17 protein-coding genes are annotated in these 20,323 nt (G+C 36.9%); 13 read left to right on the forward strand and 4 right to left on the reverse strand.

The annotated features are described in order from the left end of the window. Positions 1–29 precede the first annotated feature (29 nt). Positions 30–1,034 carry an ROK family transcriptional regulator gene (locus CKV67_RS02280; protein WP_014091961.1) on the forward strand — a complete coding sequence of 335 codons (1,005 nt, stop codon included), beginning with the start codon at positions 30–32 and terminating at the stop codon, positions 1,032–1,034. A gap of 38 nt (positions 1,035–1,072) precedes the next feature. On the opposite strand, the gene CKV67_RS02285 is transcribed toward CKV67_RS02280, so the two are convergent. Continuing rightward, on the reverse strand, positions 1,073–2,389 hold the full coding sequence (locus tag CKV67_RS02285; RefSeq protein ID WP_014091962.1) for a 6-phospho-beta-glucosidase: 1,317 nt from the start codon (positions 2,387–2,389) through the stop codon (positions 1,073–1,075). 202 nt (positions 2,390–2,591) lie between these two features. Between CKV67_RS02285 and CKV67_RS02290 the strand changes: the two genes are divergently transcribed. Together CKV67_RS02290 and CKV67_RS02295 are read left to right on the forward strand one after the other, a co-directional pair. Next, positions 2,592–3,344: a MurR/RpiR family transcriptional regulator gene (locus tag CKV67_RS02290; RefSeq protein ID WP_003718627.1), complete on the forward strand. Its 753-nt coding sequence runs from the start codon at positions 2,592–2,594 to the stop codon at positions 3,342–3,344. A 107-nt stretch (positions 3,345–3,451) separates the two neighbouring features. Next, positions 3,452–3,895, forward strand: coding sequence for a DUF2798 domain-containing protein (locus CKV67_RS02295; RefSeq protein ID WP_014091963.1), 444 nt, complete (start codon positions 3,452–3,454; stop codon positions 3,893–3,895). Positions 3,896–3,942: 47 nt separating this feature from the next. On the opposite strand, the gene CKV67_RS02300 is transcribed toward CKV67_RS02295, so the two are convergent. Both CKV67_RS02300 and CKV67_RS02305 read right to left on the reverse strand, forming a co-directional pair. Further along, positions 3,943–5,598: a SulP family inorganic anion transporter gene (locus CKV67_RS02300; RefSeq protein ID WP_014091964.1), complete on the reverse strand. Its 1,656-nt coding sequence runs from the start codon at positions 5,596–5,598 to the stop codon at positions 3,943–3,945. 119 nt (positions 5,599–5,717) lie between these two features. Continuing rightward, entirely contained in the window at positions 5,718–6,458 is a 741-nt protein-coding gene (locus tag CKV67_RS02305) for a MerR family transcriptional regulator (protein ID WP_014091965.1), read from the reverse strand. Between the two features lie 239 nt (positions 6,459–6,697). Here CKV67_RS02305 and wsfD point away from each other — a divergent pair, with 239 nt between their 5' ends. The 8 genes from wsfD (at position 6,698) to CKV67_RS02345 (ending at position 16,458) form a co-directional block, all read left to right on the forward strand. Next, positions 6,698–8,173, forward strand: coding sequence for a glycan biosynthesis hexose transferase WsfD (gene wsfD, locus CKV67_RS02310; RefSeq protein WP_014091966.1), 1,476 nt, complete (start codon positions 6,698–6,700; stop codon positions 8,171–8,173). Continuing rightward, a complete protein-coding gene (locus tag CKV67_RS02315) occupies positions 8,166–9,665 on the forward strand; it encodes a DUF2334 domain-containing protein (RefSeq protein ID WP_014091967.1) in 1,500 nt (499 codons plus the stop codon). The genes wsfD and CKV67_RS02315 overlap by 8 nt, the downstream gene beginning before the upstream one ends. 10 nt (positions 9,666–9,675) lie before the next feature. Next, the gene (locus CKV67_RS02320; RefSeq protein ID WP_025279759.1) at positions 9,676–10,926 is read left to right on the forward strand and encodes a glycosyltransferase family 2 protein; all 1,251 of its coding nucleotides are present in this window, start codon (positions 9,676–9,678) and stop codon (positions 10,924–10,926) included. A 14-nt stretch (positions 10,927–10,940) separates the two neighbouring features. Further along, positions 10,941–12,986: a cellulose biosynthesis cyclic di-GMP-binding regulatory protein BcsB gene (locus CKV67_RS02325; protein WP_025279760.1), complete on the forward strand. Its 2,046-nt coding sequence runs from the start codon at positions 10,941–10,943 to the stop codon at positions 12,984–12,986. A gap of 13 nt (positions 12,987–12,999) precedes the next feature. After that, positions 13,000–13,854, forward strand: a complete 855-nt coding sequence (locus CKV67_RS02330) for a diguanylate cyclase domain-containing protein (protein WP_014091969.1) — start codon at positions 13,000–13,002, stop codon at positions 13,852–13,854. A 58-nt stretch (positions 13,855–13,912) separates the two neighbouring features. Next, a complete protein-coding gene (locus CKV67_RS02335) occupies positions 13,913–14,737 on the forward strand; it encodes a class I SAM-dependent methyltransferase (protein ID WP_025279761.1) in 825 nt (274 codons plus the stop codon). A 77-nt stretch (positions 14,738–14,814) separates the two neighbouring features. Beyond that, positions 14,815–15,084: an ACT domain-containing protein gene (locus tag CKV67_RS02340; RefSeq protein WP_014091971.1), complete on the forward strand. Its 270-nt coding sequence runs from the start codon at positions 14,815–14,817 to the stop codon at positions 15,082–15,084. A gap of 18 nt (positions 15,085–15,102) precedes the next feature. Beyond that, the gene (locus CKV67_RS02345; RefSeq protein ID WP_025279762.1) at positions 15,103–16,458 is read left to right on the forward strand and encodes a PFL family protein; all 1,356 of its coding nucleotides are present in this window, start codon (positions 15,103–15,105) and stop codon (positions 16,456–16,458) included. A gap of 36 nt (positions 16,459–16,494) precedes the next feature. Here the strand turns inward: CKV67_RS02345 and CKV67_RS02350 are convergent, their stop codons facing one another. Further along, a complete protein-coding gene (locus tag CKV67_RS02350) occupies positions 16,495–17,463 on the reverse strand; it encodes a LacI family DNA-binding transcriptional regulator (protein ID WP_014091973.1) in 969 nt (322 codons plus the stop codon). A gap of 172 nt (positions 17,464–17,635) precedes the next feature. On the opposite strand from CKV67_RS02350, the gene CKV67_RS02355 reads away from it, so the two are divergent. Then, positions 17,636–18,958: a 6-phospho-beta-glucosidase gene (locus CKV67_RS02355; protein ID WP_014091974.1), complete on the forward strand. Its 1,323-nt coding sequence runs from the start codon at positions 17,636–17,638 to the stop codon at positions 18,956–18,958. A gap of 157 nt (positions 18,959–19,115) precedes the next feature. Further along, positions 19,116–20,306, forward strand: a complete 1,191-nt coding sequence (locus tag CKV67_RS02360) for a hypothetical protein (protein WP_014091976.1) — start codon at positions 19,116–19,118, stop codon at positions 20,304–20,306. Positions 20,307–20,323 lie beyond the last annotated feature (17 nt).

Here is a 20,323-nt window from a genome sequence, read left to right on the forward strand (position 1 = left end):
GTTTATCAACTTTGGAAAGGGGTAGTTAGATGGCACTTCCACGTGACTTAAAAGAATTGAATAAACGGAAAATTAAATCGATTTTGCGGCAACATGGAGCTATGACAAAAGCGGAAATTGCAGAAGTAACAGATATAAGTGTGGTTACTGTGAACAAACTAATTCGCGCTTTAGAAGAAGGTGACGAAATTATCGAGCAAGATAATTCAGTTGTAACTGGCGGAAGAAGGGCAATTTCCTACAAAATTAATCCAAATTTCCAACAAGTTTTGGTTGTTAGCTTGCAAGAAAAGTGGAAGAAAATCACTTATTCCTTTTCCGTATATAATTTGTTAGGTGAAGTGGAGTTTGTGGAAGATATGTCGGGCGAAGATTTGGATATTCATGCGCTGAAAAGAAATATTAAAGACCTTGTCTGTGCTTTCTCGAAGATTTCTTGTATTGTCATCGGTGTTCCCGGAATTGAAATTGGCGGACGACTGCGAGCGATGGATTTTCCGCTACTTTTGAACGTTCATTTGCGAGAAACATTGGAATCGGAAGTGAATTTGCCGGTGCTTGTTGAGACTGATACGAATGCAGCAATTTTAGGGTATAAAAATCGCCCTGTCACAGAAGATAACATTGTCGGACTTTACTATCCAGAACGTTTTCCGCCAGGTGCTGGCCTGCTCATGAATGGGGAGATTTTAAAAGGAAAAAATGGACTTGCAGGTGAAATTAAGTATATGCCATTGCAAATTGATTGGGATAACTTTGATTTTTCCGTGGATAAGATTAAAGAACATATCCGCAAAATGGTTCTACTCACGATGAGTTTTTATGATCCGGAAACGATTGTTATTTATACGAACTTTTATTTTGGTCAAAAAGATTTTATGGAGGAATTAACACAAGGTTTGGCGGAGGTATATCCGTATGCCAGTTTGCCGGAAATGGTGTTATCGCGTAAATTTACGAGTGATTACCGAATTGGTTTATTTGCTTTCGGGGTAGATTATTTGGAGAATAATTTGACAGACTGGAGAATATAAAAAAGATGAACCTTGAAAAAAGGCTCATCTTTTCTTGTTTATTTAAAGAAATTTGGCAAGTATTCTTTGTGGGCTTCTAAAAGTTCATCCAGCATTTCGCGAGCAACGGATTCGCTTGGAGTTAGCGGGTTGATCGTCATCGCAAGTAGTGCCTTATCATAATCCCCAGTAACTGCTGCTTCGGCTGTTAAACGTTCGAAAGTCTTGATTTCTTGGATGATGCCGTTGATAGCGATTGGAAGGTGTCCGCTTGCTAGTGGAATTGGTCCTTGGCGAGTGATAACACAATTTGTTTCTACCGCGGAATCAGGGTCGATATCAAGGATTGCCCCGTTGTTACGAGTATTAACGATTTGAATATCGCGTTTGTCGTTGTAAATCGAGTTAATTAAGTTACATGCAGCTTCACTGTAATAAGCACCGCCACGTTGCTCTAATTGTTTTGGTTTTTCAGCAAGTTCTTCTTGTTTGTAAAGCTCAAATAGTTCCGCTTCTACTTTTTTAACAACTTCTGCACGAGTACCATGTTCCGCATAGGCGCGAGCTTGGTCTTCCAGTTGTTGTTTTGTTTGCCAGTAGTAGCGCAAGTAGTCGATTGGAATCATATTAAGTGTGCGTAAGAATGTTTTGTCCCAACCAGTTGCGTTAATATTTTTCAGACTTGAGCCAGCTTCATCTTCTGTCATTTTGAAAACTACATCTTTAGTTACGTCTTTGCCATTATGATAAACGGTTTTTGCGAATACCATGTGGTTTAAACCAACAAATTCAACATAAATTTCAGAAACATCTACACCAAGCGTTTCGGCGATATTACGTTCAATACCGATTGGTCCGTTACATAAGCCAACCACTTTCTTTTGGTTACTATAACGAAGAACTGCTTCTGTTACCATTCCTGCTGGATTAGCAAAGTTGATTAGCCAAGCATCCGGGCAAAGTCGTTCCATATCTTTACAAATATCCAAAATTACTGGAATCGTACGAAGACCTTTGAACATGCCGCCTGGTCCGTTTGTTTCTTGACCAACTACACCGTAAGAATTGGGGATACGTTCATCTTTTACACGTGCGTCTAGTAAACCTACGCGTAGTTGTGTTGTAACGAAATCTGCATCTTTTAAAGCTTCTTCGCGGTCGAGTGTTAAATGTATTTCCATGTTAACGCCAGCTTTTTTCACCATTCGTTTTGCAAGATTACCAACGATTTCTAATTTTTCACGGCCAGCTTCTACGTCTACTAACCATAGTTCGCGAACTGGTAATTCCTCTTGACGTTTAATAAATCCTTCGATTAGTTCGGGTGTATAACTTGATCCGCCACCAATAGTTGCGATTTTAATACCTTTACTCATTATTTATACCTCCAAGGATATTTTTTTGAAAAGGCTTACTTATTTGTTAGTTACCTTTTCTTCTCACAGTTATAGTATAGAAATATTATGAAAAAATAGCTAGTATTTGGCGAGCGATAGGTAAGGATTTTCTAAGTAGGAACTTGTTACATTTGAGTAACGAGGTGTTACATGATAAAATAAAGTGAAAAGAGGTGCGAAAATGCTTTTTTTAGATAAAAATTTAGAATTGAATGATACAGAATTAGATATTTATAATTATATTGTGGCGAATTTAGATAAAGTTGTTTACATGCGAATTCGTGATTTGGCGACCGAGGCACACGTCAGTACGACAACCATTTTACGATTTTGTCGAAAATTCGGTTGCAACGGCTTTTCGGAATTCCGCGTGAAGTTACAACTTTACTTAGAGGAACAAAAATTGGCACAAATTGATATGGCAGATGAGACAACCTATATTGATTTTTTGAAGCGAACCGCACAACCGGAATTTAAAGCGCAAATTCAAAATGCCGTTCGAATTCTTCGTGACCGTGAACTTGTTTTATTTGCAGGAGTTGGTTCGTCAGGTGTGATTGCGGAGTATGGTGCAATTTATTTTTCGTCGTTATTTACCTTAGCGCTCCATATTGAAGACCCGCTCAATCATCCGTTTTATCATTTATCAAGCAAATTATCGGATAAAATTTGTATGATTGCGATTTCGGTTGAAGGAGAAAATGAAGATATTATTCGTTATATCCACCAATTAAAAGCACAAAATTGCAAAGTTATTTCAATTACAAATAGCGCGAAGTCAACCATTGCCCGGCTATCTGATGCGAACATTGCATACTATATTAATAAAGAAATGTATCAAGAAGCCAATATCACTTCCCAATTACCGGCACTGTACACAATTGAAAATATTGCCCGGGAAATAAGAACACAAATTGACCAAGAAAAACGTTAAATAACAAGTTTTGCTTCGGTTTCTGAGCAAAACTTTTTTTGTAACAAAATTGTCACTTACGAAGAACTTTTTTATTTGCTACGATAGTTCTTTGGGGGGGGGAAAGTATGTACAGTAATAGGAAAGAAAAGGTCGTTTTTACATTTATTATGTGTTCTTTAATGATTTTATGTATGAGTTCTTATAATATATTTCTAGAAAATGGGGTTAATTCAGGAGCTTTTGTGATTGTATTAAAAGCATTTATACCGTTTGTTTTCGTTGGGTTTTTACTAGATTTTTTTATTGTAGGGAAGATTGCTGGTCGTTTGCAAAGCTTAATAGTAAGTGAGAATACGTCAATAGTCAAAAAAATAATTGTGATGCAATTATTAATGGTTACATTTATGTGTATCCTAATGTCAACACTGAGTCTTATAGTGAACCAAGAAGATTGGAGCCATTTAGGTGTATTGATTTTACGCAATTATTTTGTGGCACTATTTTTACAAATCTTCATTGTGTCACCATTTGTTCGTTTGATTAGTCCTCGGATTTTTAGTCTTTTATAAAATGCAAAAAATGCTTAGCTAACGTTTAAAATTAGCTAAGCATTTTTTTATTTGTGGTAAAAATCATCCAGTACATCTTCTATCGTCTTCTTCGTATAGCCATTATCAATAATATAACCAAGTTCATGTTTTCTAAAACTCGTTTTTAAATGATCGATTAAGTCGGCAAAGTAATATTCTATACCTTTGTCGTCAAGCCATTTAAGCAAGTCTTTTAATGATTCAGTGGATGTCGTGTCGATGTTGATAATTGCGCTAGACTCAAAAATTACTAGTTTTGTATCATCTTGGACAGCTTCTTTTAAGCCATCAGCAAATTTATTAAAGTTACCGAAGAAAAGGGAAGCACTGTAACGATAAATGACCACATTTGGGATTGGTTTCGCTTCTGGATTGCGTTTTAAGTCGAAGTAACCATGACGGCCCTCGATGACACCTAGAATGGCAATCGGGGACTTCATCGAACGACTTATTACATTTATGAAAGATAACACGATTCCAAGTAGTACGCCGAAAATAACACCAACTAGAAGTGTTCCAACTGCTGCAACAATCCAAACAGTTGCTTCACGGCGAGATATTCTAAATAATCCTTTTAAAACATCCACGTCAATAATGCCGACTAGTGCAGCAAACACGATACCAGATAAAACAGGTTGTGGCATGTAATAAAGTAAACCACTTAAGAATGCCACGATAAGAGCAATTATTGTTGCTGCTACGATGGAAACCATTTGTGTTTTACCACGGAATTGTTCATTAGCTGCTGTTCTTGAAACACTGGCGCTTGCTGGTGAACAACCTGAAAAAGCGGCAACGAAATTTGATATACCATAAGCAAATAATTCGCGATTATCATCAATCTTATATTTATTTCGCATCGCAAAACTCTCACTCGGTAATAGGGAACCTGCAAATGTAGCGATGGCACAAACTAAACCGCCACCAATAGCTAAAGCCCATGAACTTGCAGCAAAATCAGGAAGTCCAAGTGAAGGAAATCCAACTGGAATTTTACCAACAATATCCACATTGTATTGATCAAGTTGAAAGAAATACGCTGCCATTGTTCCTAAAATGAGGACAACTAATGACATAGGGACTTTTGGTATTAGCTTTTTACAACTAATAACAATAATGATAGTGGCAACACCCATCGAAAGTGAAAGCCAATTAGACTGGAAAAACTGACCAAAAATAATTCCAAGACTAGAGAAAAAGCTATCGCCACTTTCTTTTAAGCCCATAATTTTAGGTATTTGTCCCATAATGATGGAAACACTCAGTCCAGAAATAAAGCCACTTAAAACTGGAGCTGAAATATATTTTGCAAATCGACCTAGCCTTAAAACAGAAAAAAGTACCAAAAATACGGCACAGAAGAATGCGAGTATTGGTGCAAGAGCAATGGCTTCTTTGGAACCTGCTGTAAGTCCGGCTGTTCCTAAAATGATTGATCCAGCAATGGCGCTTGCTGTGGCATCAATTCCAAAGATTAGTTGTGGTGAACTAGCAAAAATAACATACGCTATAACAGGTAAAAAGGACGCGTATAGTCCATAAATAGGTGGTAGCCCTGCAACTTGTGCATATCCCATGGCCACGGGGATGGTAAGTGCAGCGACACCAACACCTGAAATAACATCATTTCTTAAATAGGACATTTTATACCCATTTAATGAAAGTAAGATGTGTTTAAACATAGGAACCTCCTTTTTAATACATAATAACAATCTTTATATTACACTATTATGCATATTAATGAAATCTATTCTATTTTACCCTATTCACCCATCACCCAATCGTAAGTTTGTAATATTTTTTAATTATCTTCTGCGTAAACTCTCATCGCTTCCTTTAAGAACATGGCTAACCCATCCTCAAACTGGTCAATATTTTTAGTGAAGCGTTCATCTGCAACGTACATTTCTCCAAGACCTCGGAACATCTCTAGTGAATAAATATTACCGTGATTATCGTTTAAGTAATGGAAGAAGTGGTTCATTGCGAATTGTGCTTCCTCGGATGCGGGATGACGTTTTCTAACAGCTGCTAAATTTCGAAATTCATTGTCAAAACTCTCTTTTATCGTTTGTTGCTCTGTTTTTGTTAGGTTGCTAATATTTGCATTTGCTTGTTCGACAACTTTATCACCCCAAAGTGTACGTGCTTCTTCTTCGTAGGGATTATTGGAAAAATCGAAGCCTGTGAATTTTTCTTCATGTGTCATAGTTATTTCTCCTTTTTCGTTCTTGATGGTTTGATTTAGGGTTGTGAGCATTTTTTCGATGCGCTTTTTCTTTTCGATAAGTATATTTTGTTGCAAGGATAATGCGACTGACTTATCAAAAGAAGGATCATCAAGAATCTGTTTTATTTTTTTCAAAGGGAAATCAAGTTCTTTAAAGAAAAGAATTTGTTGTAATTTGTCGACATCTTGTTCTGAATAAATACGATAGCCATTTACGTTATCTTTTTGCGGGATTAGAAGACCAATTTTATCGTAGTGGTGAAGTGTGCGCACACTTACACCGGTTAATTCAGCTAATTCTTTTGTCTGCATAATCTGATTCCTCCTTATGAGTTCACTATAAAGTATGACGTGACGTTGTAGTCAAGATTGATTTTGAGTTTATTATACCTTGTTTATTGGAAATTTGTTTAAACGTATTTAAGCCATAGTCCCTTTTTAATAGGAAAATAAAAAAAGCATGGAAAATACCGCTAAGTTCTCGTATAATGAAAGGTAAATGTGTCGAATTTGTGACGAAATGTTATCGAGAATAAAAAGGGGATAGCATCATGAAAAGGAAATTTCAATCCATTAGTATGTGGCTATGGCACCATCTGACACCGCAAATTTTTGCGGTTATTTGTGTTTTTATAATTACTATCTTAGGCCTTTTTATCCCTCCATATATTGGTATGGCTGATAATGGCGATTTTTTTCGGATATTTTCGAGCAACGGCTTGTTTGTTAATAATGCGGATTATGATGCACTACAATTTGGTCATTTTGTTAAAGAGTTCGGGATTTATCAATATTTTAATGAAAATCAAGTGGCAATTTATTCATCACAAAGTGTCTTTATTCAAATTGCATTAGTACTAAATAAAATTTTTTGGTCGACTACGGTTTTTGATATCCGCTTTTTAGGTGGTTTACAACTCGCACTACTCCTGCCAGCTATCTATTTATTGGTTGCCGGACTAACGGTGAAAATGAAAGGCTGGCCAGGGTATCTAATTGCCGGATTGACGGTATTTATTTTTGCCGATACAGCTTATACGGCTTATTTTAATTCGTTTTTTAGTGAAGGTCTTATATTAATTATGATGCTGTATATTACCGCTGGATTTTTGTTATTATTTCAGCACAAGTATAACGATTATGTAATGCTAGGGCTGATTTTTGTGGTTTCCTTAGTATTAATTACTGCTAAGCAACAAAATGCACCGATTGCGGTAGTAATTGCTGTATGTGGGATTATTGTCTTTTTCATTCGGAAAGACCGGGTATTTCGAATTGCAACTGCAGTGATTTTCATGGTTATTTTTATGAGCGGCGTGGTCATGTATGCTTTTATTCCTGGTGAATTTGTGACGATAAATCAATATCAAACGATGACACGAGGAGTGCTACTTGATTCAGAAAATCCAGAGAAATCACTTCAGGAAATGGGGATAAATGAACAGTTTGCATTACTTAAAGGAACTAACTTTTATCAAAAGTATAAACTGATTGATTTAGATAATGAATTAATGCAAAAGGAATTCTATCCTAATTATAATTTTGTATCTGTGTTAGGTTACTATTTAGAAAATTCAAAGCAATTTGGTAAAATGCTCGATTTATCAGCGCAAAATAGTTTTTCGATTCGTCCATTTGAAATGGGCAATTTTGAAAAAATGGCTGGTTACCAATTTAAAGAGAAAACGCACTTTTTCTCGGCTTATAGTGATGCAAAAGCAAAACTTGCACCGGAAAAGTTTTCATTTTTAATTTTATGGGCATTACTTTTCCTTATCTGCTACGGGTTGAGTGCAATTAAAGCATTTCGCGCGAAAGATTTTCGGGGTATGTTGTTATTTGATTTGATTGTGTTATTAATTGGATCTGGTTTTGCAGTAATTTTAGTAACGATTGTTGGGGACGGGGAGGCAGATTTAACCAAACATAATTTTCTATTTAATGTTTGTTTTGATTTAACGATATTGATTGGAGCTGCTTCTCTACTTAGCATTTACTTAAAAAGAAGAGGTGAGAAGCATGCGTAAAAAAATAGTCGTAACAGTTCTTTTAAGTCTCATCATTTTCCTTTTGAGTGAAGCGGATTTTACTGCAAAAGCGGAAAGTGGTGTAATTGTTTTTTATGATAGCTCGGCAAAAGATACGGATAATGAAGGAAATATCGATTCCTTGCTACGGATTCTAAATAGTATGGGTGAACGAGTGACACTGTATGCCTGGAATGAAAATCTGGACTTAAGTGGTGCAAGTAAAATTATCGTCTTACAAAATAAAAGTGAAGCTTTACCAGATAAGTGGGTGCAGAAATTAGCCAATAGTAAAGCCGAAATTGCCTATATTGGCGGCACTCCACCTGCATTTTTAGCGGATAAATTACAACTAAAAACAACCGCAATTACCAATGCCACAATAACAATCCAAACAAAATCTGGAATAACTGGTAAGCCGCAATTAGTATCTGAAGCGAACTTAATTACTTCCTACAAAGGGAATGCTTTTGGAGAAATTAATGCTTTCGAAAATGGGAAGTCCCAATATGGCGTCCAACTAGAAAATTATGCATATGTGCCGATTTTTCAAGCAGATAATACGAGCGAATTTGCGTTGGTAGATGTACTACGGTCGTTGTTTGAAACGGATGCAACTTCCAATAAATATGCGCTAATTACTGGTATTAATCCATTTGTTGATTTTAATAAGTTGAAAACAACAGCGGACACATTTTATGAAAAAGATATTCCGTTCATTGTAAGTGCTGGTCCCGTTTTTTATAATCGTGATTTTATGGCAGCTAAGAACTACGCTGAAATTTTGCGATATGTGCAAGCAAAAAATGGGACGATTGTAATGAATGTTCCGGAAGTCACATATGGAGCAAGTCCAGCTGGTGAATTAGAAACTGTCATCCAAAAATCGTTACATTTCTTTGCTGAAAATGAGATTGCGGCACTTGGGGTTAGCGCAGAGCTTTATTGGAATTTTGATAAAGTCTATGGCACGGAAGGATTTGCACCATTTAGTACAGGAGTTTTACTGCCAAACGAGAAAGTAATTCATACAACGAAAAAGAATAACGGCAGTGCGTTTAGAATATCTCCTTACAGTGTGACAGGCGATTTTTATAACACATTGAATGGGCAAAAGAACTTTCCGATTGATATTGCGATTACTTATCCATTTTTTGATAGCGAAAAAGACTTGCAAGCAGCTGTTAGTCAACTTGGCGATGAAAACCTTAGTGATTTCAGATTACAAACGCATGAAGTAAAAACTACTAAAGATACGATACAGTCAAATGGTGGCTCGCTTTACGTCAATGAACAACTAATAACGCTTGATAGTGATTTGAAGTACTTAAAGAATGAAAAGGTAAAAGCTCAGCAACAAGCAGGTAGTTTGGAAGGGTTTTTCAGCTATCAAAACACCTTTTTTACGATTGTGATTGTGCTTTCGCTGGGAATTATCGGTGTGTTATTCATTTTTGGATATCGGCTTTACATGAAAAAATATATGAAATGAGGTGAAATAAATGGTTGTTGCTGATTATTTGGCATTATTTGCGGTTATTTGCATTTGGGGGCTTTTGCTCGTTAACATTATTTTAATTGTTGCGGGATATGTCTATTATTTAAAGAATGAAGCGAGAAAAATCCCTAATATACCAGAAGAAGTACCATTTATTTCTGTCATGGTGCCGGCTCATAATGAGGGGAAAGTGATTGTCAAAACAGTAGAATCATTGCTCGCTTTCGATTATCCAGCAGGTCGTTATGAAATAATTGTGATTAATGATAATTCTTCTGATAATAGTGCGGAACTTCTAGAAACGATTCAAGCGAAAAATCCGACTCGTTTTCTAAAAGTTATTAATACGGACAACATAACAGGGGGAAAAGGAAAATCTAATGCGCTCAATATCGGTTTTGCAGAAAGTCGTGGAGAGTACATGGCGATTTATGATGCCGATAATACCCCAGAACGGCAAGCGCTTCGTATTTTAGTTGGTGAAATTACGAATGATGAAAAACTTGGTGCAGTCATCGGTAAATTCAGAACTCGAAATCGAAATGCAAGTTGGCTAACTCGGTTTATTAATATTGAAACACTTAGCTTTCAGTGGATGGCTCAAGCGGGAAGATGGGCATTGTTCAAACTTTGTACGATACCTGGAACAAATTTTATTGTTAGAAGGTCGTTGCTTGAAGCAATTGGTGGTTGGGATGTGAAAGCTGTTGCGGAAGATACGGAGATTAGTTTTCGGATTTATATGATGGGCTATCGGATTAAATTTCAATCGCAGGCAGTCACTTGGGAACAGGAACCACAAACCTTACCAGTCTGGTTTAAACAACGCTCCAGATGGGCAAAGGGCAATATTTATGTCATTTTGAAAAATGTCCCTTTGCTTTTTAAACCAGAAGGCAGACGTGTTAGATTTGATATTTTATATTTCTTATCGATTTATTTTTTACTTTTAACCTCGCTGATTGTGAGTGATGTTTTGTTAGTTTTATATGCACTTGGCTTCGTACATACAACACTTGCAGGACTTAGTGGCGCACTATGGCTACTTGCTATTTTGCTTTTTGTAGCAGGCACTTTTATCACTTTAACTACCGAGAAAGGAGAAATCAGTTTTTCGAATTTGATTTTTATTATGTTAATGTATGTCACCTATTGCCAGCTTTGGATGGTGGTAGCCGCATATGGATTCTTTATTTTCTTAAAAGATACCGTACTAAAAAAGGAAACGAAATGGTATAAAACCGAGCGTTTCTAAAAGGGGAGTGCCTTATGAAAAAGTTAATAGTTATGGACTTGCTTATATTCGTCGTATTATTCCTGTACAGGCCAGATGTTTTTGCAGCTGATAAAACATATCAAACCGTTTTTGGAACGGATAAAACAGCACAAGGGAAGTTTGCTATCACAAAGCAAAATTTCACGGTAGAAAATTATTGGGATGTCTCGAATGCGACAGCAAAATTAGTTTATACGATTACGCAATTAAATGAAAAAGAAATTTCTACCATGACACTGAAAATCAATGATGTAGCCTTTTATTCATTCCGCCCAGATAAGACGGACAAGGGAACACGCCAAATCGAAATAGAAATTCCTAAAGATAAATTTAAAAAAGGTGTCAACGTATTGTCGATGGAAAGCTTTGTATACACTGACTTACCAGATGGTCGTTGTACAATCGATGAGACTCCAGCTAACTGGCTTCAATTTGATAAAACGAGTGCAGTCAATATTAGTTATTCTGATAAGGCTTTTAAACGAACCATTGCTGATTTTGGTGAACGATTCACAGGTATTGATACGGTGAAAAGCCAGCAAAGTGTCGTTGCAGTTACGGGAAATGCTGGAGATACAGAACTTGGCGCGGCACTGGAAGGATTGTCAGGTTTCTCTTCTGCTAACAAACTAGAAGATAAGAACATTCCTTTTGGACAATATGAGGAAGCGAAAACGAGAAATGGTAAAAATTATATGGTACTATTTTCGAATTACGATAATTTGCCAGCCGCTATTAAATCACAAATAAAAGAAGCTGGAAAATTAGAACAACGAGCATTATTACAAGTAGTGAAAGACAGTAACACCAATATACTCGTGATTACCTCAAAAGCAAATGACGCACTAAAAAAAGCTGGAAAATTAATTGCTAACCAAAATTACTTAAGCCAGCTAGGAACCAACTCGAAATGGTTAACTACAGATGAAAAAATCGATACTCCCGCAAGTAATGTCGATAAAAATGCAAAATTAACAACTACTGGAGATAAGCTGAAAGGAATCGGTCATGTTACGCAAGACTATTTCATCAGTATGCCAGCGAATCGAAGTGCCTCAACTGGAACTGAAGTATCACTTGACTTTAGATACGCGCAAAACTTAGACTTTGAGCATTCGCTTGTAACGATTTTAGTCAACGGAAAACCAATTGGAAGTCAAAAATTATCCGCTAAAAAAGCAAACGATGATCAAGTAACTTTCCAAATTCCAAGTGATTTAAATGTTAAAGGTGATTTTTCGGTGACAGTGGCTTTTGATTTGGTCCTAACTAACAATTATTGTGGTTTCATTGCCGATTCAGAAATACCGTGGGCCTACATTACTCCAGAGTCTATTATTAAACTAAATACAACCGAAGAAACAGATTTATTATTCGAACAATATCCATATCCATTTGTTGCTAATGGTGACTTTGATAATGCAGTAGTTGTCGTACCAGATAAATTATCAACGGAAGACACCGATTCTTTAGCGAATATTTTTAATTTGCTTGGTCGTTTTCATGATGGGAACCGAGGAAGTTTCACTGCAATTCACGCGAAAAACTGGGACAAAGTCAAAAAGGATGCCAATGTTATCGCAGTAGGCACGATGAGTAATAATCCAGTGATTAAAAATGCCAATGACGATTTATTTTTCCAGTATGACAAATCAGGTAGTTATTTTTTATCCAATGAAAAGATTTCGATTGAGAAAAACTATGGAAAACAGCTTGGAAGTGTGCAGTTAATTAAATCAGATGGAATGCAGATCTTAGCTGTTGCTGGCCCTGGTGAGGCGCAAACAAAACTAGGTTCAGAGTTAGTGTCATCAAAAGAAAATCTCGCAAAAATTTATGGAGATGCAGCTATTGTGGATAATGATAACACGATTCATTCTTATCGATTTAAAAAAGTAGCTGATACGAAAGAGGAAAGTTTTGGGACGAAAATGAGTAACAATAAAGAAGTAACCGTCTTTGGAGCATTTGCGCTTTTAACGGTTGTCTTACTTGGAGTGGCTGTCCTACTCATCTTACGTAAATATCGCCGAAAGTGAGGAGGAAATAAAAATGAAAAAAATAACGAATAATTTATACGCAGATATTGGCTTTTTATTTTTCATCCTGCTTTGTTTCGTCACGATTGGTTTTATGATCAACACGCCGGATGAATATTTGCGTAATATTATCTTTTTAAATATTACTTTTTTACTTGTGATTATTACCTATTTTACCAATATAACGCTGGGGTTGATTTTAAATATCCTCTACATTTTCATTTACGCGACATACATTATTTATGAAATTGTTGCTAACCAAATGGCTTATGGATTGGATTCGTATTATTGGCTAATTATTACGCCACTTTTCACAGTAGCGGGAGCGATGTTTACACGAAATACATCTAAACTGCAAGAAGAAAATACGAGAATTAAACAACAAAACTTATATTTAGGTACAATCGACCAAGAAACTTTGCTTAAAAATATTGTTTCCTTCCAAAATGATGAACGTATTTTTTCTAGTATTTCTCGACGTTATGATTTGCCGCTTTCATTAATGGTTATCAAAGTAAGACATTGGCGCGAATTAAAACGATTCCAAAGTGAAGATGAAATGCGATTAGCTTTACAAGATATCTCATCGGTTTTAGAGTCATGTATCCGTACAAGTGATGTCCTTTACTTGCTAGACAAGCAGGACGCGACATGGGGATTGCTACTTCTAACCGATGAGCCGGGCGGGAAACTCGTTGCTGATCGAATTAGAAGTCGAATTGCTGAAGCCAACACGGAAGAATTCGCCGCAAAATATCGAGTGAAATTAGAACTCCGCATAGGAACTAGTCAATTTGACAGTGAAAAAGTCAAAACACCACTTGATTTTATTGATTTAGCGACAAAAGAATTAGAATATGACGTGTAAAAACAAGAGTTACCTTCTATAATAGGAGGTGACTCTTATTTTTGATTGGAGGAAAGATATGAATTTAGATGAAATAGTTGATTGCATGTTACTAACTAACAAAGGAATCCAGCAAACGCAAACAGACCATCGTATGAAATTAGTCGATTTTTGGGAAATAAAGGATAGGGACCGTGTACTTGAAGTTGGTTGTGGGCAAGGAGATACGACAGCAGTTCTAGCAAATGCAGTTGGTTCAAATGGTTTTGTTCAAGCGATTGATATTGCTCCAAGATCATACGGAGCACCGTTTACACTCGGAGATGCGACTGACCATTTGAAGAAGTCTCCCCTTGGTAATAGAATGGATTTTAAGCTTGCTACAAATATTTTACAAGGAGATATTACCTTTAGTGAGCAGGAATTTGATGTAGCCGTTTTATCTCATGCTTCTTGGTATTTTAATTCAAAAGATGAGTTTACTAGAATGCTCATTTTGCTTAGTAAGTGGGCGAGACGTGTTTGTTATGCCGAATGGGACCCGCAAATAACGGATGTTAAACAATCTTCCCATCTGCTTGCTGTTCTAACTCAAGCTTCTTATGAGGCTTTTAAAAAAGAAACGCAGTCGAATATTCGCACATTTATCAGCCCTTTTGATTTAAAAGAAATAATCGCCGAACATCACTGGGAAATTGGTAAAGAAGCAAGTATTTATTCGGAAAAGATGCAAGACAGTCGCTGGGAAATCGAATATACAAAGAATTTTACCGCAAAAGAACTGGAAGCTGATTTAGGTGTGCCAGATAAATTCAAATCATTTTTGCTAAGCCAGATAAAGCTTATTCATCTGGAAAATAGCTTACCAATGGCTTCATACTGTACTTCATGGCAAGGGAAATAAATTTGTTTTCTTTTTCACAAGATTTAGACTTTTTATGCTATAATGGAACGTATTAACGAACTAAAGGAGTGTTGGTAGTGAGAGCAGTTTTAACAGTAATTGGTAAAGATAATGTAGGTATTATTGCTGGTGTTAGTAATAAATTGGCGGAACTTAACATAAATATTGTGGACGTATCGCAAACAATTATGGATGGATATTTCACAATGATAATGATGTGTGATATTAGCCAAATCACCAAAGAATTTGATGAAGTAAAATCAGAACTAACTGGAAAAGGCGAGAACCTCCAAGTAAAAATACATATTCAGCGTGAAGAGATTTTTAACGCAATGCACAAACTATAGAAGGGAGGCAATTCTAGCATGGAAACAAATCAAATTTTAGAAACGATACGAATGATTGAAGAAGAAAAATTAGATATTCGAACCATTACTATGGGTATTTCTTTACTTGATTGTATGGACGGCGACGGGGAAGTTGCTAGAAAGAAAATTTATCATAAAATCGTCACGAAAGCGCAAAATTTAGTTTCTGTTGGAGAAGCGATTGAGTCTGAGTTTGGAATACCAATTATTAATAAGCGAATTTCAGTAACCCCAATCGCGATTATTGCCGGTTCAAGCGCAGATTCAGATTATGTAGAATTCGCGAAGACACTTGATGCAGCAGCGAAAGCAGTTGGTGTTAACTTTATCGGAGGTTATTCTGCACTTGTTCAAAAAGGTTATACAAAAGGCGATGAAATTTTAATTCGCTCCATTCCGCAAGCACTGGCGGAGACAGAACGCGTTTGTTCTTCTGTTAATGTCGGTTCAACCCGAACAGGAATTAACATGGATGCAGTTCGACAAATGGGTGAGGTCATTAAAGAAACAGCAAATTTAACCGCAGATACCCAAGGATTAGGTTGTGCGAAGTTGGTTGTCTTTGCAAATGCAGTGGAAGATAACCCATTTATGGCAGGAGCTTTCCACGGTGTTGGTGAAGCAGATTGCGTTATTAACGTTGGCGTAAGCGGCCCCGGAGTTGTGAAGCGTGCCATCGAAAAAGTAAAAGGCGAACCATTTGATATTGTCGCTGAAACAGTGAAGCAAACAGCTTTCAAAATTACCCGAATGGGACAACTTGTTGGGCAAGTAGCTTCCAAAAAACTGGGTGTTCCATTTGGAATTGTCGATTTATCACTTGCGCCAACCCCGGCTATCGGTGATTCAGTTGCGCATATTTTAGAAGAAATGGGCTTAGAAATGGTCGGGACACACGGAACCACGGCCGCACTTGCGCTTTTAAATGATGCGGTGAAAAAAGGTGGCGTGATGGCTTGCGGTCACGTTGGTGGATTGTCTGGCGCGTTTATTCCAGTTTCAGAAGATGCGGGGATGATTGAAGCAGTTCAGCAAGGTGCCCTTAATTTAGAAAAACTTGAAGCAATGACGGCGATTTGTTCAGTTGGACTTGATATGATTGCTGTTCCAGGTGACACAACAGCCGAAACACTTGCAGCGATGATTGCGGATGAGGCAGCGATTGGCGTTATCAATAATAAAACAACAGCCGTTCGCGTCATTCCGGCAAGCGGAACCAAAGTTGGCGATATGGTCGAATTTGGTGGCTTACTAGGAACCGCTCCAGTAATGCCAGTTAACGGAAAATCGTCTGCTGATTTTATTGCCCGCGGTGGTCGAATTCCAGCCCCAATTCACTCCTTTAAAAACTAGAAAAAAGGTTTCCTCTCATGCCAAGAGGAAACCTTTTTAAGTTGTCTTTCTTTCTACTAAATGGAAATCCAAATCAATCAGCGGTAAATCACTTCCGAATAGTTTATTCATAATAAGCATAAAAGCATTTTCCGCTTGTAAATTTACTGGATAATGAATCGTTGTCATATCAAGCAAATGAGCAATTTCCATATTATCAAAACCACAAATCGCAAAATCTTCTGGGATGTGGTGTCCAGAACGTCTCGCCTCTGTCAACAATCCCGCAGCGAAATAATCATTTGGTGTTAAGAAGGCATCAGGTTTATGCGAAGTCTCTTCCCACCAATGCGCAATTTTTTCCCCGTCTTGCCTACTTCCCATCCCATAAAACTGCCGAAACTCATGCGGATCAAGGTCATAACGCTCACAAAAATCTTTGAAAGCAAGCATACGACTTTGAGTATTGAGACCAGTAGTATTCCCGTAAACATTAACAAATTTCCGGTAGCCTTTTTCGTATAAATGCTCCAAAGCTAAAGTATAACCATCATATTGGTTCATAAAAACAGAAGGGATTTTTTCACTTTCTACGCGTTGCCAAGTTACAATCGGTCCGTACTTAGTATAATGTTCAATCGTTTTCCAGTCGTTAGAACGAATCACCAGAACAAGTGCATCAATTTTCTTTTGGCGTAACATCTCTAGTGCTTCCAGTTCTTTATCTTGATCAATTCTCGTCATAAATAGGGTAACATTATAGCCATGCTCTTGTGCAATCATTGTAAAACTCTTTAAAAAAACATTGAGCGAGTCAGTGAAACTCGGAATTACCATCCCGATTAGCTTTGTTGTGCCTTTTTTTAATGAAACTGCATTTAGGTTTGGCACATAATCTAGTTGATCGATGATTGTTTGGACACGCTTTCTGGTTTCTTCGCTGACATAATCACGTTTATTAATCACTCGTGAAACAGTTGCCGATGAAACACCCGCAAGTTTCGCGATTTCTTGTATGTTTGCCACTTGCATAACACCTCGATTTCTCGTAGCTCTGCATTCAGTATACCAAAAAACCGCACCAAATAACCAGTTTTGATAAATTTAAAATTATCCCTTGACCTGTAATGCATTACATAAATTATGATGAATGAGAAGAAAAGAAACCGCTTTAAAACTACTAGGAGGTAAGTAAATTATGAAAAAAGGTGTAAAAATCGTTACAATTGGTGGAGGATCTAGTTACACACCAGAACTTGTTGAAGGATTTATTAAACGCTATCATGAACTTCCAATCAGAGAACTTTGGCTAGTTGATATTGAAGCTGGACGTGAAAAACTCGAAATCGTTGGTAATATGGCAAAACGGATGGTAAAAGCAGCCAATATTGACTGCGAAGTACATTTAACACTCGACCGCCGTGAAGCTTTAAAAGATGCAGATTTTGTAACAACTCAATTTCGTGTTGGTTTACTAGAAGCGCGTATTAAAGATGAAAGAATTCCACTTAGTCATGGAATTATAGGTCAGGAAACAAATGGTGCGGGCGGTATGTTCAAAGCATTCCGTACTATCCCGGTTATTCTTGGTATTGTAGAAGATATGCGCGAATTATGTCCAGATGCTTGGTTGATTAACTTCACAAATCCAGCTGGTATGGTAACAGAAGCTGTCCTTAAATATGGTAAATGGGACAAAGTAATCGGCCTTTGTAACGTACCAATTGGTGCAATTAAGAGCGCATCTGACGTTCTAGGAAAACCAGAAGAAGATCTATTTTTCAAGTTTGCAGGAATTAACCATTTACACTGGCACCGTATTTTTGACAAAGATGGTACCGAACTTACGGAAACAGTAATTGACGGTCTTTATGGACCAAATGCCAACCCAGGAAAAATCGTTGAAAACATTAAAAACATGCGTTTCTTATACGAACAAGTGAAACACTTGAAAATGCTTCCTTGTCCATACCACCGTTATTACTACATGACAGATGCAATGTTGGAAGAAGAATTGACATCATTCAAAAACGAAGGGACTCGCGGGGAAGTTGTGAAAAAATTAGAAGATAGCTTGTTCGAACTTTATAAAGATCCAAATCTTGATCATAAACCAGAAGAACTATCTAAACGTGGTGGTGCTCATTATAGTGATGCTGCCTGCGAAATTATTAACTCTATCTACAATAACAAAGGTACATTAATGGTTGTATCTACTCGTAATAATGGAGCAATTGACGATGTTCCTTATGATAGTGCAGTAGAAATTACTAGTGTTATCCGAGCACACGGAGCAGAACCAGTTAATTTTGGTAAATTCCCACCAGCTCAACGCGGCTTACTACAAGTGATGAAGTCAATGGAAGAGTTAACCATCGAAGCAGCTGTAACAGGTGACTATGCAACAGCACTTCAAGCTTTCACATCGAACCCACTCGTTCCAAGCGGCGACTTAGCAAAAACAATTTTAGATGAAATGTTAGAAGCGCATAAAGAATTCTTACCACAATTTGCCAAATAAAAAGAAAAAAGTGATTCCGATTTTATTGGAGTCACTTTTTTTATAGAAAAATGGATAGAATTTTTAAATTCGAGTTGACTGACAATTTAATTTGTAGTAATATTTTAAAAGTATAGCATAATTCTAAAAAGTCAAAAAATTAAAAAGGAGTTTTTACATGTCACAGATGTTAGCTTTTGTCATCGTTGTACTTATTTTATTTATTGGGGATGTTGTTGCTACGCGAACGAAAGCGTGGGTCCCATCCGTTTTTGTATGTGGAATATTATTTTTATTCGGATATTGGACATTTTTTCCAAGTAATATCGTGGAAATTGCGGGAATACCACCGATTGTTGCAACACTTTTATTGTATTTACTGATTACGAACATGGGGACTTTGCTCTCTGTTCGCGAGCTAATGAATCAATGGAAAACTATTTTAATTGCGATTTCCGGGATTTTAGGAATTCTTGCTTTACTATTTACCATTGGAACACTACTTTTCGACTTTAAGACAGTTGTTGTAGTTGCGCCACCGCTTGTTGGTGGAGTTGTGTCATCACTTATTATGTCAGAAGCCGCACAAGCAGCTGGACTCGTGAGCTTATCAGTACTAGCAATTCTGATCTATGTTATGCAAGGCTTTGCAGGTTACCCATTAACTTCTATCATGCTAAAAAAAGAAGGAAGTCGGATGTTATCTAAATATCGTTCAGGAGAATGGAAGCCAACCAATGAAGTAGCTCAAATAGAAGGTCATGATACACACGAAACACCGCGTCTGTTCCGAAAAATTCCAGATAAATATAATACCAATTATTTTAAATTTTTACGACTTGGTATCGTTGGATTTTTAGCATATGGATGTTCTGTGTTGATTGACCCAATTTTAACTGTTAGCCCATTTGTTTTGTGTTTATTATTCGGTGTTATTGCAACATCTATCGGCTTTTTGGAACGCCAACCACTACAAAAAGCGAATGGTTTTGGTTTTGCAATTATGGGGCTAATGTTGTTCATTTTTGACGGACTTAAAAATGCAACACCAGAAATGCTACTTGATTTATTATGGCCGATGTTTGGAACGATTGTTATTGGGATTATCGGAATGTATATTTTTTCCTTTATTGTCGGGAAAATTCTCGGTGTTAGTAAAGAGCTTGCCTTTGCAGTTTCGTTAACTGCTTTATATGGTTTTCCAGCCGATTATATTATTACCAATGAAGTAATCAATTCATTAACAACTGATCAAAAAGAGCGAGATGCTTTGACTAGTCATATGTTGCCGCCGATGCTCGTTGCAGGATTTGTTACCGTAACCATCGTTTCAGTTGTTTTAGCGGGCATTTTTGTAGGATTCCTGTAAAATGAGAAATGGGAGGA

Source organism: Listeria ivanovii subsp. ivanovii (genome assembly GCF_900187025.1).
Classification (GTDB): domain Bacteria; phylum Bacillota; class Bacilli; order Lactobacillales; family Listeriaceae; genus Listeria; species Listeria ivanovii.

Coding starts and splice junctions, on each gene's coding strand:
- CKV67_RS02305 (WP_014091965.1), bottom strand. CDS start 6,458: ATGCAGACAAAAGAATTAGCTGAATTAACCGGTGTAAGTGTGCGCACA.
- CKV67_RS02300 (WP_014091964.1), bottom strand. CDS start 5,598: ATGTTTAAACACATCTTACTTTCATTAAATGGGTATAAAATGTCCTAT.
- CKV67_RS02295 (WP_014091963.1), top strand. CDS start 3,452: ATGTACAGTAATAGGAAAGAAAAGGTCGTTTTTACATTTATTATGTGT.
- CKV67_RS02355 (WP_014091974.1), top strand. CDS start 17,636: ATGAAAAAAGGTGTAAAAATCGTTACAATTGGTGGAGGATCTAGTTAC.
- wsfD (WP_014091966.1), top strand. CDS start 6,698: ATGAAAAGGAAATTTCAATCCATTAGTATGTGGCTATGGCACCATCTG.
- CKV67_RS02330 (WP_014091969.1), top strand. CDS start 13,000: ATGAAAAAAATAACGAATAATTTATACGCAGATATTGGCTTTTTATTT.
- CKV67_RS02335 (WP_025279761.1), top strand. CDS start 13,913: ATGAATTTAGATGAAATAGTTGATTGCATGTTACTAACTAACAAAGGA.
- CKV67_RS02325 (WP_025279760.1), top strand. CDS start 10,941: ATGAAAAAGTTAATAGTTATGGACTTGCTTATATTCGTCGTATTATTC.
- CKV67_RS02360 (WP_014091976.1), top strand. CDS start 19,116: ATGTCACAGATGTTAGCTTTTGTCATCGTTGTACTTATTTTATTTATT.
- CKV67_RS02285 (WP_014091962.1), bottom strand. CDS start 2,389: ATGAGTAAAGGTATTAAAATCGCAACTATTGGTGGCGGATCAAGTTAT.
- CKV67_RS02320 (WP_025279759.1), top strand. CDS start 9,676: ATGGTTGTTGCTGATTATTTGGCATTATTTGCGGTTATTTGCATTTGG.
- CKV67_RS02280 (WP_014091961.1), top strand. CDS start 30: ATGGCACTTCCACGTGACTTAAAAGAATTGAATAAACGGAAAATTAAA.
- CKV67_RS02345 (WP_025279762.1), top strand. CDS start 15,103: ATGGAAACAAATCAAATTTTAGAAACGATACGAATGATTGAAGAAGAA.
- CKV67_RS02290 (WP_003718627.1), top strand. CDS start 2,592: ATGCTTTTTTTAGATAAAAATTTAGAATTGAATGATACAGAATTAGAT.
- CKV67_RS02315 (WP_014091967.1), top strand. CDS start 8,166: ATGCGTAAAAAAATAGTCGTAACAGTTCTTTTAAGTCTCATCATTTTC.